Here is a 15608-nt window from a genome sequence, read left to right as displayed (position 1 = left end):
TGCGCTATTCGCGGTCTCCCGGCCGGGGCAATCCGAACCATTCTTCCAGGCGCTCGAACACGTTCTTCAGTTCCAGCGTCATCAATGCAAAGCTCGCGTCCAGTTCGGCCTGCGCCGATTCCATGTTGTCGCGGTCGAGCTGATCGAGCACGACGTCGAGGAAGCGCAGCTTGCGCACGACGAGATCCTCGCCGAGCACGAAGCTGATCCGTTCGTCGAATTCCAAGCCGAGCTGAAACACCTGCTTGCCCGACTTCAGATGCTCCCGCACCTCGTCCGATTCAAGGTCTTGACGCCGGCAGCGCACCACGGCACCGGCCTCGGCCGGATCGCGCAGTTCGCACTCGTCGCCGAGGACCAATCCTGCCGGCAGCTTGCCACTAATCAACCAGTCCGTCATCAACGCCCGCGGCGACTCTTCCGGTGCCATCGGCGTGGCCGGAAAGCGTCCCAGAGCCTCGCGGACCTGGCTCACCGCGTCCTCGGCCGCCTTGCGGCTGGCGCTGTCGACGACGAACCAGCCGCCCTCGCCGTCCAGATAAGCAGACAGCCGTGACGGGCGTATGAAGGCGCGCGGCAGGAGTTCAGAAATTACCTCTTCTTTCAATCGCTTGCGCTCTTTTCCGCCGGGTCGGCGGCCCTCCTTGGCGGCGATCGCGTCGATCTTCTCGGCGAGCGCCTCGTTGACCACCGAACTCGGCAGCAGGCGCTGTTCCGCGCCGATCGCGACCAGGCTGAATTCACCAATCTGGTGCATCAGGGCCTCGCTGTCGCGGCCGAACGGGGACACGAAGCCGCGCGTCTCCATTTCCAGCGGGCCGCACTCGCGCAGGCGCTGGGTTTCGAGCCCTTTTTCCAGCTTCTTCAGGGTCTTGGAGGTGCTTTCGGGGAAACGGAACAGGCTGAGATTGCGAAAGAGCATGGAAGGGCCGGGATTGGGGATTCGGGATTGGTGATTCGGTGGAGCGAAAAGCGACGCGGAGGTCGTTCCGCGCAGGTGGGAAATCGCTCTTGCGCGTGGAACGAGACGGCGGCCGTCGAGCGGCCGGCGAATGCTAGGAAGGTTCGGCCGTTTCACGCGCCTCGCCGGCCAGCCACGCGTGCGCGTCGGCGCGCGCGCCGCCGACGGCAGTGCCGAGTCCGGCGAAATCGAACAGCGTGCGGTCGGCCAGCTGCGACGGCGCGACGTTGCCGATCGCGCGGAAGATGTTCTCGACGCGACCGGGATGCTTGCGCTCCCATTCGCCGAGCATCGCCTTGATCGTCTTGCGCTGCAGGTTCTCCTGCGAGCCGCACAGGTTGCACGGCATGATCGGAAAGCCTTGGCTGCCGGCGTACTCGGCGATGTCTTCTTCCGCGCAATAGGCGAGCGGGCGGATCAGCACGTTGCGGCCGTCGTCCGAGCGCAGCTTCGGCGGCATCGCCTTCAGCGTGCCCTGGTGGAACAGGTTCAGGAACAGCGTCTCGACGATGTCGTCGCGATGATGGCCGAGCGCGATCTTGGTGTAGCCGTTCTCGGCCGCGTAGGTGTACAGCGAGCCGCGGCGCAGGCGCGAGCACAGGCTGCACATCGTCTTGCCTTCCGGGATCACGCGCTTGACGACGCTGTAGGTGTCCTGCTCGAGGATCTCGAACGGCACGCCGACGCTGCGCAGATAGCCGGGCAGCACGTCCGGATCGTAGCCGGGCTGCTTCTGGTCGAGGTGCACGGCGGTCAGGTCGAAATGCACCGGCGCCTTCGCGCGCAGCTTCAGCAGGATGTCGAGCAGGGTGTAGGAATCCTTGCCGCCGGACAGGCAGACCATCACGCGATCGCCGTCCTCGATCATGTTGAAGTCGGCGATCGCCTGGCCGACCTGGTGGCGCAGGCGCTTGGCCAGCTTGCCGGCCTCGTATTCGTGCTTGCGGGAAGGGATCGCGTTCATGGGATGGTCGCTGCCCGACCTTCGCGGTCGAGGCGGAGCGCAGAGGGAAACTCCGCATTCTAGTCGCACGGGTTTCAAGTTCCGAGATTCACTTTCGCCGCCGCCGCCGATGCGGCAAAATTCGCCGTCTTCGCGCCGTCCGGCGCACCGGGATGGATCCCGAGCCCCCCTTTCCGTCGTACGTCCGCCGCGTTCCGCGAACGCTCCAGGCCGGGCGTCGCACACTTCCGGAGCGCAGCGCAATGAGCAGCAGTTCTTCCGTCGACACCGGCCGCATGGCCGACGCGATCCGTTTTCTCGCCGCCGACGCGGTCGAGAAGGCGAAATCCGGCCACCCCGGCATGCCGATGGGCATGGCCGAAATCGCCGTCGCGCTGTGGACGCGGCATCTGCGCCACAACCCGGCCAATCCGCAGTGGCCAGGCCGCGACCGCTTCGTGCTGTCGAACGGGCACGGCTCGATGCTGCAGTACGCGCTGCTGCACCTGACCGGCTACGACCTGTCGTTGCAGGAGATCGAGAACTTCCGCCAGCTCCATTCCAAGACGCCGGGGCATCCGGAAATCCACGTCACGCCGGGCGTCGAAACGACCACCGGCCCGCTGGGCCAGGGCCTCGCCAACGCGGTCGGCATGGCGCTGGCGGAAAAGCTGCTCGCCGCCGAGTTCAACCGCGACGATGCGCTCGTCGTCGACCACCACACCTACGTCTTCCTCGGCGACGGCTGCCTGATGGAAGGCATCTCGCACGAGGCCTGCGCACTGGCCGGCACCTGGCGGCTCGGCAAGCTGATCGCGCTGTACGACGACAACGGCATCTCGATCGACGGCGACGTCAAGGGCTGGTTCACCGACGACACCGCCGAGCGCTTCCGCGCCTACGGCTGGCAGGTGATCGGACCGATCGACGGCCACGACGTCGACGCCGTCGACCGCGCCATCGAGCAGGCCAAGGCCGACCTGGTGCAGCCGAGCCTGATCATCTGCCGCACCACGATCGGCCGCGGCGCGCCGACGCGCGCCGGCACCGCCAAGGCGCACGGCGAGGCGCTCGGCACCGACGAGCTCGCCGCCACGCGCAAGGCGCTCGGCTGGGAATACGCGCCGTTCGAGATTCCCGCTGACCTCTACGCCGCGTGGAACGCGCGCGACGCCGGCGCGAAAGCCGAATCCCAGTGGAACGAGCGTCTCGTGACGTACCGCAAGTCGCACGCGGCGCCGGCCGCCGAGTTCGAGCGCCGCCTCGCCGGCGAGCTGCCGGCGAACTTCGCCGAGCTCGCCGCCAAGCTCGTCGCCGACGCGAACGCGAAGGCCGAGACCGTCGCCACGCGCAAGGCCAGCCAGTACGCGCTCGAGGCACTCGCGCCGGCCGTGCCGGAAATGCTCGGCGGCTCGGCCGACCTGACGCACTCGAACCTGACCCTGTGGAAGGGCGCGCCGCTGCTCAGCGGCGGCGGCACCGGCCGTCACATCAGCTACGGCGTGCGCGAGTTCGGCATGGCCGCGATCATGAACGGCATCGCGCTGCACGGCGGCTACATTCCGTTCGGCGGCACCTTCCTCACCTTCAGCGACTACAGCCGCAACGCGATCCGCATGGCCGCGCTGATGAACCTGCGCGTGATCCACGTCTTCACGCACGATTCGATCGGCCTCGGCGAGGACGGCCCGACGCACCAGTCGATCGAGCAGGTGTCTTCGCTGCGTCTGATTCCGAATCTCGAAGTCTGGCGTCCGTGCGACACGGTCGAGACCGCGGTCGCCTGGAAGCTCGCGCTGCTGTGCAAGAACGCGCCGACCGCGCTCGCGCTGTCGCGCCAGAACCTGCCGTTCGTGCCGCGCAGCGAGGCGCAGATCGCCGCCATCGAGCGCGGGGGCTACGTGCTGGCCGAAGCCGACGGCGGCGTGCCGCAGCGCGTGCTGATCGCGACCGGCTCGGAAGTCGGTCTCGCGCTGGCGGCGAAGAAGCTGCTCGAAGGGGAGGGCATCGCGACGCGCGTCGTCTCGATGCCGTCGACCGAGGCTTTCGACCGCCAGGACGCCGCGTATCGCGCCGAGGTGCTGCCGCGCGACGTGCGCAAGATCGCCGTCGAAGCCGGCACCACGGCGCTGTGGTGGAAGTACGTCGGCCTGGACGGCGCGGTGGTCGGCATCGACCGCTTCGGCGAATCGGCGCCGGCCGGCAAGCTGTTCGAGTTCTTCGGCTTCACGCCGGAGAACGTCGCGCGCATCGCCAAGGGTGAGTGAGGCGCGGAAGCGAATCTCTCGCAGAGGCGCAGAGAACGCAGAGGTAAAAGCTCTTCTTTGCGTTCTCTGCGCCTCTGCGAGAAATGTTCCTTGAGCCGATGACAGCGGTGATTTCCGCCACTTCTTCACCGTGGAGCGCCATGGCCGCGATCCTGTGCGATCTCGACGGCACCCTGCTCGACACGGTGCCCGACATCGCCGAGGCGGTGAACGCGGTGCTGCTCGAACTCGGCCGCGCGCCGCTCGAGGAACGCGTCGTCGCCGGCTACGTCGGCCAGGGCGTGGACGTGCTGCTGCATCGCGCGCTCGGCGGCGGCTTCGACGCGCAGGTCGAGCCCGGCCTGCACGCGCGGGCGCGCCGCGCGTTCGCCGCCGCCTATGCAGCGACCAACGGCCGCCGCACGCGCTTCTATCCCGGCGTCGTCGAAGGACTCGACGCCTTCCGCGCGCTCGGCCTGCGTCTCGCCTGCGTCACCAACAAGCCGCAAGCGCCGACCGACGCGCTGCTCGCGCAGTTCGGCCTCGACCGGTATTTCGAATTCGCGCTCGGCGGCGACGTGCTGCCGCAACGCAAGCCGCAGCCCGAGCCGCTGCTGCACGCCGCGCAGCGCCTGGGAGTGGCGGCCGACGCCTGCCTGATGCTCGGCGACTCGGCCAACGACGCGCGCGCCGCGCGCGCCGCCGGCATGCCGGTCGTGCTAGTCGACTACGGCTACACCGAGGGCCGTCCGATCGGCGACATCGACTGCGACGCGGTGATTTCGAGTTTCGCCGAGCTGAGCGCATCGCTGCGCGCATCGCGCGCGGGATGACGCGATCGCGAACGCGCGTCGAAACGCGCCGCGAATTCCCGGCGTCGCAACCCGGCCGCCGTGCCGCGGCGCTACACTGCGCGCAACGCAGTCGAGCGCCCTCATGTTCACCGACGACCCTGCCGCCATCGTCCGCCGTCTCGCGGAACTCCGCATCGAACATCGCGACCTCGACACCGCCATCGCGAACATGCCGCGCGGCCCCGGCTGCGACGAGCTGCAGCTGACGCGCATGAAGAAGCGCAAGCTCAGGCTCAAGGACATGATCGCCTATCTCGAGAACAAGCTGATCCCCGATCTCGACGCGTGATCCGCGCGGCGGCCGGCGCACGACGCGCCGGCCGCCGTGTGCGCCGTCAGTTCGGCGTCCAGCGCACCTCGTCGAGATAGACATTCACGGTATAGGCCGTGTGCGCGCGCTCGAGCCAGATCGCATCCAGCGTCACGTTCGCCGCGGTGATCGCGCCGTTGCCGCCGACCCACGCGTTCCACACGGCCGCATCGGCGAGGTTCCATTCGACCCAGGTCCAGGTGTCGGCCGGGACCGCGCGCAGGGTCGAGCGCTCGGTGCCGTCCGAATCGTCCACGCCGAGCCCGACGCTGAAGCCGCTGCCGGCGACGTAGACCCAGAAGCCGAGCTTGCCGTCGCGCGCCACGCTGGTGTTCGCCGACGGCGTGCCGCTGCCGGACAGGAAGCGCACCGCCCAGGGCTGAGTGTCCGACGGGTTGTCGACGAGGCGCAGATGCTCGGAGCAGCTGCCGACGCGCGCGACGGTGCAGTCGCGCTCCGCGGTGGAGCTGGCGGCGATGCCGGTGGTGCTGCCGGAGTAGGCCGGCGTGCTGTCGAAATGGCCCTCGTTGCTCTCGAAGCCGTCCAGCGTGCGCGCGGTGCCGCCGCTGCCCGGATTGAGCAGCGTGTAGTAGCGGCGCCAGTCCCAGTTGATGCCGGGATCGGTGTGCGTCTGGCCCGGGTAGTGCTGGTGTCCCTTGATCTTGACCGACGCGGGCAGGACGTTGATGCCGCTGCCGGCGGCGCCGTTGTAGGCGCTCGAGCACGGGATCGCATAGCGCGCGCAGAAGTGCCGCGTCAGCGCGGCGGAGGCGTTGTACATCGCGGTGGTGTACCAGGCCGCGTTGTCGACGTAACCCTCGTGCTCGATGCCGAGCGTGTAGCTGTTCTCGCTGCCGATGTGGTGCGCCGCCTGCGCCTCGCGCACCATCTGCGTGACCTGGCCGTCCGAACTGCGGATCAGGTAGTGCGCGCTGACCGAGGACGGGTTGCTCTGGAACCAGGAGATGCTGCCCGCGTAGGAACCCTGCATGGTGTGGATCGCGACCGCCGTCGTCGATCCGCTGCGCGCATGGAAATACGGCGAGGCGACCCACAGCGCGGGCGCGTAGTCGGTGCTGTTGAGGCCGTTGCCGCTGTCGACGCCGGTGCCGCCGCCGAGGCGGCCGGACGCGTGCAGGGTCTCCTCGCGCGCGTCGATCGTGTAGCCGTCCGCTTCGACGCTGCCCTTGGACAGATCCAGGCGCACGAACGGCGCGTGCTGGCGCACCAATGCCGCAGGCGCGAACTGGCGCTCCCATTCGATCGCGCGCGCCTCGACGCGGATACCGCCGTCGTCGACGCCGCGGTCGAGCGTGAGCAGCACGTCGTAGGCGAAACTCTCTCGCGCGAACGCGTCGATCGCGCCACGCGATCTCGCATCGAAACCGGCGTACGCCGCGAGCAGGTCGGCTTCGCTCGCGTCCGGCGGCAAGCGTCGCGCCGCTTCCGCCAGCAGCGCCGCCGCACCGAGAATGTTCCAGCGCGGCTCGCGCTCGACCTGCGCGCGGGACACGCCGAGCAGGGCCGCCGCGTCGCCGACCTGGTCGGCGAAGCCGTCGCCCTGGTAGAGGCCCATCAGGCCGACCGCGGGCGCGGACTCCGCATCCGGCGCGCGCACGCCGTCGAGCATGACCCAACGGCTCTGCACGTAGGCGATCGATTCGAGCACGCCGCGCGGCAGCTGCGGATAGCGCGCGTAGGCCGCGTCGAACAGCGCGGGCCAGCCGGCGCGCGCCGCGGTCAGCGCGGCGCCGTCGGCGGCCTGCCATTCGGCGGAAGTCGCGTCGCGCGACTGCGCGAAGGCCGGAACGGTCGTGCACGACAGCAGGGCGAATCCAAGCACAAGTCGGTTGATGCGCATGCGTTCGTCTCCAGGATCCAGAGGAGTTGCAGGAATCACCGTGGCGGAGCGCCCGACTGCGACGACGCTGCCCCGCGCGAAGGCCGGCCGCGTCGCACAGCTCCCCGGACGCGGCGCGAAGGTCGAGACTAGCCACGCTCCGGACCCTCGTCGATTGCGGGTTTTCCCCACCTTCGGGCGCGTTCGTCGTGTGCGCTGCGTCGCAGTCGCGGAGCGTCGAATGGTGGTTGCCGGGAGCCGGCGCGGGAGGCGATCGACGCGATGCGCGCGAGCGTCCGCTCAGATCACGCGCAGCGTGATCGCCTTCAACACCGCGCGCGTACGATCGCGCGTGTCGAGCTTGTCGAGGATGTCCGACACGTAGTTCTTCACCGTGCCTTCGGCGAGGAACAGCGAGCGCGCGATCTCCTTGTTCGAATAGCCGCCGGCGAGCAGGCGCAGGATCGCCACCTCGCGCTCGCTGAAGTTCGCCTTCGGCGCGTCGGTCTCGCGATACGCGTAGCGCGCGCGCACCGGCTCGGTCGCCACCGGCTGCAGCAGCGACTCGCCGCGCGCGACCGCCTGGATCGCGTCGCGCAGGTCCTCCGGCGCGGCGTCCTTGAGCAGAAAGCCCTGCGCGCCGGCGGCGACCGCGTCGAGCAGCAGGCTGCTGTCGTCGAAGGTGGTCAGCAGGATCAGCGGCGTCGCGTCGCCGCGCGCGCGCAAGGCCCGCAGCGCGTCGGTGCCGGTCAGGCCCGGCATGCGGATGTCCGACAGCACCACGTCGACCGTGGTCGAGGCGAGCGCGGCGAGCAGGGCCTCGCCGTCCTCCGCCTCGATCACGACGCGGAGATCGCCGAACTGTTCGAGCAAGGCCTTGAGTCCGGCGCGCACCAGCGCCTGGTCGTCGGCCAGCGCGATGCGGATGGGCGCCGTGGAATCCGGCGTCGGCGACTCCGCGCCCGTCGCGCTCATGCCAGCGGCACCCAGGCGTCGACGCGAAAACCGTGTTTGCCGCAGAGCACCACGCCGCCGCCGAGCGCTTCGAGGCGTTCGCGCATGCCGGCCAGTCCATTGCCGGGGCGGATCGTCGCGCTGCCACGGCCGTCGTCGCGCACTTCGAGCACGATGCGCCCGTCCTCGCGCGCGAGACGCAACCAGACGTGATCCGCGCCGGAATGGCGCGCCGCGTTGGTCAGGGCTTCCTGCGCCGTGCGCAGCAGGGCCTGCGCCTGCACGACGTCGTCGACTCGCGCGTCCTCGGCGATCTCGATGTGCACGCGCGGCCGCGGCAACGGCGCGGCGAGTTCCTCGATCGCGCGCTTCAGGTCGAGGCCTTGGTGGCGGCGCAGCTGGCCGACCACGCCGCGCAGGTCGTCGAGCAGCTCGCCGGCGAGTCCGGCGGCCGTCGCGACGGCCGGCGGCGCACCGCCCGGGCCGCGCGCGAGCAGGGCGAGCTGCAGTTTCATCGCCGTCAGCTTGTGCCCGGCGACGTCGTGCAGCTCGCGCGCCAGGCGCAGGCGTTCGCCATCGCGCGCGCTCTCCTCCAGCAGCGAGCGCGTCGCCAGCAGATGCGCATTGACCTGCGCGAGTTCGTCGCGCGAGCGCTCGGCCTGCTTCGCGTAGTAGCCGGTCAGCCCGGCGAACGCCTGGAAGCCGAGAAAGAGCAGACACACGATCAGCGCGCTGGGCAGCGGCCAGGCCGACAGCAGTACCGCCAGCAAGCCGAGATTCGCGGCGACGACCAGCGCGATCAGCCAGCGATGCGGCAGTTCGACCGCCTGCGCGACGACGATGATCAGCAGCACCGGCGCGCTGCCGTCGCGGGTCAGCGCGACCAGGGCGAGCGTCGCCAGTACCTGTATCGCGAGCACCGCCACGCTGACGATGCGGTGCGGCGAGCGCGACGACCACCACGAATCGAAGACGAAGCCGGCGAGGAACACCAGCATCAGCGCGACCACCGCGACGCGGACACCGTGCCCGCCGCCGGCCGGCTCGTTGAAGCCGCCGACGAACAGCGAAGCCAGCACCGTGGCCCAGGTCAGATAGGCGGCGCAGTGCAGGGGCGACAACAGCCGGTGGCGGCGATCGGACATGGCCTGGCTCGGCGGGCGGATGCGCTGGTGTAGCGCCTCGCCGGCGCCGACTCAAGCCCGCGGCGCGAAGTGGTGACTTCCGGCAGGTCGAAATCGTGACCGGCGGCATCTATCGACGCCGCGGTGCGACGTCGACGATGTCGACATCCGCCGCCGTGGTGCCGATGTCCACCCGTCATGCCCGATCCGCTGCGCATTCGCTCCGCATTCGCCTCGATCGCCGCCTTCCTCTGCCTGACCTTGCTGCTGGTCGAAGCGCACGAGCAGGTACACGCGCTGGCGACGCGCGCGCTGTGCGGCGGCTGGGCCGGGCGCACGTTCGACAACGTGCTGCCGTATCCGGGCTGTGCCGCAGGACGGCTCGCCGTCGTCGACATCGCCGCGCCGCTGTTCTCGTACGCGTGCCTGTGGCTCGGCGCCGCGCTGATGGGCCGCGCCGTTCCGCACACGCAGGCGTTCGGTTTCGCTCTGCTGTTCGCGAGCCTGCCGCTCGGCCGGCTGCTGCCGCAGATCGTCGCCGCGTTCGTCACCGGCTCGACCGCCGACGAGTATTCGTTCGTGCGTCGCATCGCCGGCGATGCGCTGAGTCGAGGTGCCGCAGGCGCGCTGGCGATCGCGCTCGCGCTGGCGTTGACGGTGCCGCCGCTGGTGGTCGCCTGGCGTCGATTGGTGCCGCAGGACCGGCCGCGATGGTTCGCCGCGTTCTACGGCCTGCCGCTGCTGTTCGTGATCGCCTGGCTGGCCGGCGCGAATCGCCTGCTTGCCGGCGGCGCGCTGGCGTCGCTCGGCAGCGCCGCCTGGCCCGGTCTCGTCATCGCCCACGCGGTCGTGATCGGTGCGCTGTTCCTGCTGCTGCGCAAGCACTTGTCCGATCTCGCATCACCCGCCGCCGCGTGAGCGGCGCCGACCGACCCATTCTCGAAGGGAGTTCCCGCCATGCTCGTCGACATCCTGCGCGGTACGCCGATCTGGGTCTACGTGCTGTTCGCCTATCTGCTCTGGATGGGCGCATGGCGCCTGCGCCCGCGCGTGCGCAACGTGCAAAGCACCTGGATCGCACCGCTGCTGTTCATCGCCTGGGGCCTGAGTGGATTGGCCGGGCGCGAAGGATCGCTGTCGTCGACGCTGGCCTGCTGGATCGTCGGCGCAACGGTCGGTATCGCGATCGGTCACCGGATCGAGCCCGCACCATCCGTCGATCGCGCCACCGGCACGATCCTCCAGCCGGGCAGCCTGATTCCGCTGTTGCGCAATCTGGCGATCTTCGGCGCGCACTACCTGCTTCACGTCGCGGCCGTCATCAGCCCTGGTGCCGCCTCGCGTCTGCTCAGCTGGGACGTCGTCGTTTCCGGTCTCAGCGCCGGCTACTTCGTCAGCTGGGGGCTGCTGTTCGCCCGTGCCTGGCGTGACGCTCCCGCGCGCACCATCGCCGGCTGATCCGCATCGCTCGATCACACCTTTCCTCGACCGCACCCGGAGTTCGCCATGTCCCCGATCGCCAAGTCCCTGTTCCTCGCCGCGTTGGCCTGCACCGGCGCGCAGGCCGCCGATCTCGACGTCACCGTCGCCGACGTGCGCTCCGCCAGGGGCGCGCTGATGATCGCCGTCGTCGATTCGGCGGCGGGTTGGGACGGCGGCGCCAAACCCGTCGCCGCCGCCACGCGCAAGGCGAACGGCGCCGCCGAGACGTTCCACTTTCCGAATCTGCCGGCGGGCACCTATGCCGTCCGCGTCATGCAGGACGAGAACGACAACGGCAAGCTCGATACGAACTTCATGGGCATGCCGACCGAGCCCTACGGCATCAGCAACGATCCGCAGGTGATGCGCAGGCCGACCTTCGACGAAGCGAAGGTCGAGCTCGGCGCCGCCGGTCGCGCGATCACGATCCATCTGCGTTGAGGCCCGACGTGAATCGCCGCCGCTTCCTGGGTCAATTCCTCGCCGGCACCGCCGCGTTCGCGCTGGCACCGCGCCTGCTGCGCGCCGAGGTCGCCGTCGCCGACGACAGCCGGCGCTTCGCGCAAGCGCTCGCGCGCGAACCGTGGCTGGCCGGATGGAACAGCGTTGCCGCCGAATCGCTGGGTCCGAGCGTCGCCACGATCGAAGGCCGCTGGCCGAAGGACCTCGTGGGCACGTTGTACCGCAACGGTCCGGCGCTGTTCGATCGCGCCGGCTTGCGCTACCGGCACTGGTTCGACGGCGACGGCATGCTGCACGCGTGGCGTTTTGCGGGCGGGCGCGTCGAGCATCGCGCGCGCATGGTCGCGACCTCCAAGTACACGCGCGAGCAGTCCGCCGGACGTTTTCTGCTGCCCGCCGCGGGAACGACGATCCCGGACGCGGTGCCGATCCGCAACAACGACGACCTCAACACCGCAAACACCGCCGTGATCCGTTTCGGCGGCCGTCTGTTCGCGCTTTGGGAAGGCGGCTCGGCGATCGAGCTCGACCCGGCGGACCTGCGCACGCTCGGGCCGGTGACCTGGCGCGAGGATCTGGTCGCCGCGCCGTTCTCGGCGCATCCGCTGCTCGACCGCGACGGCTCGCTGTGGAATTTCGGTTCGCTCGACCTGCTCGGCGGTTCCGGTCTGCTGCTCTGGCACATCGGCGCCGACGGCAAGACGCTGCGCACCGCGCTGCTGCCGAACGAGCGGCGCGGCTATCTGCACGCGTTCGCGATGACCGACCGCCACCTGGTGTTCGTGCTGACGCCGTACCGTATCGCCGATCGCGACGCGGCGGCGTTCTTCGAACGCCTGCAGTTCGCGCCGGACCAGCCCTGCCGCATCGCGGTCGTGCCGAAGGACGCGCTCGACGCGCCGCGCTGGTTCGAGGCGGAGTTCGGTGCGGTCTACCACTTCGCCGACGCGCACGAGCGCGCCGGCGAGATCCTCGTGCAGGCGGTGCGACACACGGATCCGGACGACATGCGCTCGCCGATGGCCGCGGCGATGCGCGGCGAACGCGGCGGCGGCGCGCGGACGGAACTGGCGCTGCTGCGCATCGATCCGGCCAAGGGAACGGCGCGTTGGGAGGCGCGCGGCGTGCACGGGCTGGAATTTCCGGTGTTCGACCATCGCCACGAGGCGGCGAAGCCGGCGCGCGTGTTCGCGCCGCTGCGCATCGAGCCTGCCGCCTCGCCGTACTTCAACGCCGTCGCGGCGATCGACGGCGGCCGCCGCCGCGTGCATCGCTACGGCGCCGACGTGCTCGCCGAGGAACACGTGTTCGTGCCCAAGCCCGGCCGCCGCCGCGTCGGTCAGGGCTGGCTGCTCGGCACCCTGCTCGACGCCAGGCGCGGTCGCAGCGGCCTGGCCGTGCTCGATGCCGAGCGCATCGAGGACGGGCCGCTGGCGCAGGCGTGGTTGCCGCACACGTTCCCGCTCGGCTTCCACGGTTGGTTCGCCGCCGGCTGACGCCTGACCATTGGCACTGCCGTGGCCGGGATTCGGTGCGATCATCCGCGTTTTCCGTCGACGGAGGACGCGATGAAATCCTGGTCCATGCCCTTGTTCTGTGCCGGCCTCGCCTTGAGCACTTTCGTTCACGCCGAAAGCGCCGATCAGCGCTTCGAGGCGCTGTACAAGAAGGAGTGGAGCTGGCGGCAGGAGCAGTTCGCCGGCTACGACGACGAGGACCGCCAGTCCAATGCGCGCGACCGGCGCCTGCCGGACGTCGACGCGGCGACGCAGAACCGCCGCGTGGCCTACTGGGACGACGTGCTCAAGCAGCTCGACGCGATCCCGGCGGGCGAGCTGTCGGCGGACAACCAGGTCAACCTCGCCGTGTATCGGCCGCAGATCGAGAACCTCGCCGCCGGTCCGCGTTTCCGCGACTACGAGATGCCGTTCAACAGCGACTCGCAGTTCTGGTCCGACCTCGGCTTCATGACGCGGCGGTCGCTGAAGAACGCCGAGGCCGCGCGCAACTACATCGCCAAGCTCGAGGACGTGCCGCGCTACTTCGACCAGCAGACCGTCAACATGCGCGCCGGACTGAAGCGCGGTTTCAGCGTGCCGCGCGCGGTGTTGAACGGACGCGACGTTTCGATCGCGAGCTACGCCGAGGTCAAGTCGCCGGAGGACAGCGAGTTCTACAAGCCGCTGAAGTCGCTGCCGGCGTCGATTCCGGCCGACGAGCAGGAGCGCCTGCGTGCCGACGGCGCGCGCGCGATCCGCGAGCGCGTGATTCCGGCCTACGCCAAGCTGCTGAAATTCTTCCGCGACGAATACGTGCCGAAGGCGCGCACGACGCTGGCAGCCGAGGCGATGCCTGACGGCAAGGCGTGGTATCGCCAGCAGATCAAGGACTACACGACGCTCGATCTCAGTCCGGAAGACATCCATCAGATCGGCCTGAAAGAAGTCGCGCGCATCGACACCGAGATGCAGGCGACGATGAAGGAGACCGGCTTCAAGGGCGACTTCCCGGCATTTCTGGAATTCCTGCGCACCGATCCGCAGTTCTACGCCAAGACGCCGGAAGAACTGCTGATGCACGCGGCGTGGATCTCCAAGCAGGTCGACGCCAAGGTCGGCCAGTTCATCGGCCTGCTGCCGCGCGGGCGCTTCGGCATCGAGCCGGTGCCGGCCTCGATCGCGCCGTTCTGGACCGCCGGTCGCGGCAGTGCGCACACCTACTGGGTCAATACCTACGACCTGCCGTCGCGCCCGCTCTACAACCTGCCGGCGCTGACGCTGCACGAGTCCTCGCCCGGCCATTCGCTGCAGGGCGCATTGGCCGACGAGCAGAAGGGCTATCCGGACTTCCGCAGCAAGAACTACATCTCCGCCTACGGCGAGGGCTGGGCGCTGTACTGCGAGAAGCTCGGCAAGGAGATGGGCATCTATCACACGCCGTACGAGGAATTCGGCCGCGAGACCTACGAGATGTGGCGCGCCGCGCGCCTGGTCATCGACACCGGCGTGCATCACAAGAACTGGACGCGCGACCAGGCGATCGAGTACCTCGCCTCGCACACGGCACTGAGCCGGCACGAGGTCGAGACCGAAGTCGACCGCTACATCTCCTGGCCGGGCCAGGCGCTCAGCTACAAGCTCGGCGAGATCAAGATCGTCGAGCTGCGCGCGCGCGCCGAGAAGGAGCTCGGGCCGAAGTTCGACCTGCGCGCGTTCCACGACGCGCTGCTGGGACTGGGCTCGGTACCGCTGCCGGTGCTGGAGCGGCAGATCGATGCGTGGATCGCCAAGCAGAAGGCGTGAGAGGACAGTTCGCGTCGAAGCGCTTCGCCGTCACGGCGTCGCCGCACTCGCCTCTCCCGCTCGCGGGAGAGGTCGACGCGCGACGCGCGGCGGGTGAGGGAAGTCGGAGCATTGCGCTCCGTTTCCCTCATCCGCCGTCAGCATGTGCACGCGGGCCATCCTTGGCCTTCGCCCTTCGGGCGGTTGCGTGGCGTTCTTCCACCCTGCTGCCGACGTTTCTCCTGCGAGCAGGAGAAGGAAAGGCACGGAACGGATCGGCGCTGCCGAAAGCGAGATATCGCTCAAGGCCGACCCGGCGTCAGAACCGATATCCGACCGCGACGCCGTAGACCCACGGATCGATCTTCACCGTGCCGACCTTGGCGCCGTTGACCTTGGCGTCGGTCTCGATGCTGATCCAGCGCACGTCGGCCATGAACGACCAGCGTTCGTCGATCTTCACGTCGACGCCGGCGTGCACCGCGCCGCCCCAGGAATCCCCCAGGTCGAGATTGGCGCCGGCCAGCGGTCCCTTTTCCTTGATGCTGAAGAAGCGCGTGTAGTTGAGGCCGACGCCGATGAAGGGCGAGACCTGGGCGCCGGGCATGAAGTGGTACTGCACGCTCAGTGTCGGCGGCAGGTGCTTGACCGATGCGGCTCTCGCGCCGTTGAGCTTGACCTCGTGTTCGAACGGCAGCGCGGCCAGCACTTCGAAACCCCAGTTCGGCGTGAAGAAGTACTCCAGCGAAACGGTCGGGCGCGCGTCGTCGCCGACGTCCGCCTTCAGTGCACCGTTGGCCAGGCGGCCGTTGTTCGACTTCGGCGACACCTGGTGCGCGCCGAGCTTGACCACCCAGTCGCCGGCCTCCGTCGCCTGCGCGCCGCCGGCGAAAACCGCCAGGCTCGACGCCAACACGATCGCTTTGCATCTCATCAGTCGTTCCTCCGTGATTGACGGCGCCACGTCCGCGACGGAATGTCGCGCTCCCCCGGCGCCGCCCGGAACGCTAGCAAACGCCGTGCCTCGGAAAAACGGTGAAAAAGGTATGGCGCGTCACAGTTCCTTTGTAAAAAGGTGCACAAAGCTGTCGCGCATTGCAGGAATGTACGAGGGGGATTACAAAATCGTTCCGCGTTTGCCGTTGCGCGGC

At 69.2% G+C, this 15608-nt stretch carries 14 protein-coding genes; 8 read left to right on the top strand and 6 right to left on the bottom strand.

Annotated elements, in window-relative coordinates; translation table 11 throughout:
* Positions 1 to 4: 4 nt before the first annotated feature.
* On the bottom strand, positions 5 to 922 hold the full coding sequence (locus J7520_RS01280; protein WP_291182973.1) for a recombination-associated protein RdgC: 918 nt from the start codon (positions 920 to 922) through the stop codon (positions 5 to 7).
* A 133-nt stretch (positions 923 to 1055) separates the two neighbouring features.
* Positions 1056 to 1925 (bottom strand): tRNA 2-thiocytidine(32) synthetase TtcA, encoded by an 870-nt coding sequence (ttcA, locus tag J7520_RS01275; RefSeq protein ID WP_291182971.1) that lies wholly within the window; start codon positions 1923 to 1925, stop codon positions 1056 to 1058.
* Between the two features lie 242 nt (positions 1926 to 2167).
* Here ttcA and tkt point away from each other — a divergent pair, with 242 nt between their 5' ends.
* The 3 genes from tkt (at position 2168) to J7520_RS01260 (ending at position 5293) form a co-directional block, all read left to right on the top strand.
* Positions 2168 to 4171 (top strand): transketolase, encoded by a 2004-nt coding sequence (tkt, locus tag J7520_RS01270; protein WP_291182969.1) that lies wholly within the window; start codon positions 2168 to 2170, stop codon positions 4169 to 4171.
* Between the two features lie 140 nt (positions 4172 to 4311).
* Positions 4312 to 4983 (top strand): phosphoglycolate phosphatase, encoded by a 672-nt coding sequence (locus J7520_RS01265; RefSeq protein WP_291182967.1) that lies wholly within the window; start codon positions 4312 to 4314, stop codon positions 4981 to 4983.
* A 103-nt stretch (positions 4984 to 5086) separates the two neighbouring features.
* Positions 5087 to 5293, top strand: a complete 207-nt coding sequence (locus J7520_RS01260) for a DUF465 domain-containing protein (RefSeq protein WP_291182965.1) — start codon at positions 5087 to 5089, stop codon at positions 5291 to 5293.
* Positions 5294 to 5339: 46 nt separating this feature from the next.
* Here J7520_RS01260 and J7520_RS01255 read toward each other — a convergent pair whose 3' ends face one another.
* The 3 genes from J7520_RS01255 to J7520_RS01245 form a co-directional block, all read right to left on the bottom strand.
* Complete coding sequence (locus tag J7520_RS01255) at positions 5340 to 7175, bottom strand: peptidoglycan recognition family protein (RefSeq protein WP_291182963.1); 1836 nt, start codon at positions 7173 to 7175, stop codon at positions 5340 to 5342.
* A gap of 279 nt (positions 7176 to 7454) precedes the next feature.
* Positions 7455 to 8129: a response regulator transcription factor gene (locus J7520_RS01250; RefSeq protein WP_291182961.1), complete on the bottom strand. Its 675-nt coding sequence runs from the start codon at positions 8127 to 8129 to the stop codon at positions 7455 to 7457.
* On the bottom strand, positions 8126 to 9253 hold the full coding sequence (locus J7520_RS01245; protein WP_291182959.1) for a sensor histidine kinase: 1128 nt from the start codon (positions 9251 to 9253) through the stop codon (positions 8126 to 8128). Before J7520_RS01245 ends, J7520_RS01250 begins: the two co-directional genes overlap by 4 nt.
* Before the next feature lie 177 nt (positions 9254 to 9430).
* Between J7520_RS01245 and J7520_RS01240 the strand changes: the two genes are divergently transcribed.
* From J7520_RS01240 to J7520_RS01220, 5 genes are all read left to right on the top strand, one after another.
* Complete coding sequence (locus tag J7520_RS01240) at positions 9431 to 10150, top strand: hypothetical protein (RefSeq protein ID WP_291182957.1); 720 nt, start codon at positions 9431 to 9433, stop codon at positions 10148 to 10150.
* Between the two features lie 39 nt (positions 10151 to 10189).
* A complete protein-coding gene (locus J7520_RS01235; RefSeq protein ID WP_291182955.1) occupies positions 10190 to 10690 on the top strand; it encodes a DUF6622 family protein in 501 nt (166 codons plus the stop codon).
* 48 nt (positions 10691 to 10738) lie between these two features.
* A complete protein-coding gene (locus J7520_RS01230; protein WP_291182953.1) occupies positions 10739 to 11155 on the top strand; it encodes a DUF2141 domain-containing protein in 417 nt (138 codons plus the stop codon).
* Positions 11156 to 11163: 8 nt separating this feature from the next.
* On the top strand, positions 11164 to 12672 hold the full coding sequence (locus tag J7520_RS01225) for a carotenoid oxygenase family protein (RefSeq protein ID WP_291182951.1): 1509 nt from the start codon (positions 11164 to 11166) through the stop codon (positions 12670 to 12672).
* Between the two features lie 87 nt (positions 12673 to 12759).
* On the top strand, positions 12760 to 14478 hold the full coding sequence (locus tag J7520_RS01220; RefSeq protein WP_291184863.1) for a DUF885 family protein: 1719 nt from the start codon (positions 12760 to 12762) through the stop codon (positions 14476 to 14478).
* Between the two features lie 298 nt (positions 14479 to 14776).
* Here J7520_RS01220 and J7520_RS01215 read toward each other — a convergent pair whose 3' ends face one another.
* Positions 14777 to 15391, bottom strand: coding sequence for an OmpW family outer membrane protein (locus tag J7520_RS01215; RefSeq protein ID WP_291182949.1), 615 nt, complete (start codon positions 15389 to 15391; stop codon positions 14777 to 14779).
* Between the last annotated feature and the right edge of the window lie 217 nt (positions 15392 to 15608).

The sequence above is a fragment of the Dokdonella sp. genome (assembly GCF_017744955.1).
Taxonomy (GTDB): Bacteria; Pseudomonadota; Gammaproteobacteria; order Xanthomonadales; family Rhodanobacteraceae; genus Dokdonella_A.
The sequence above is the reverse complement of the archived record's forward strand: the minus strand, read 5'-3'. Positions and strand labels throughout refer to the sequence as shown.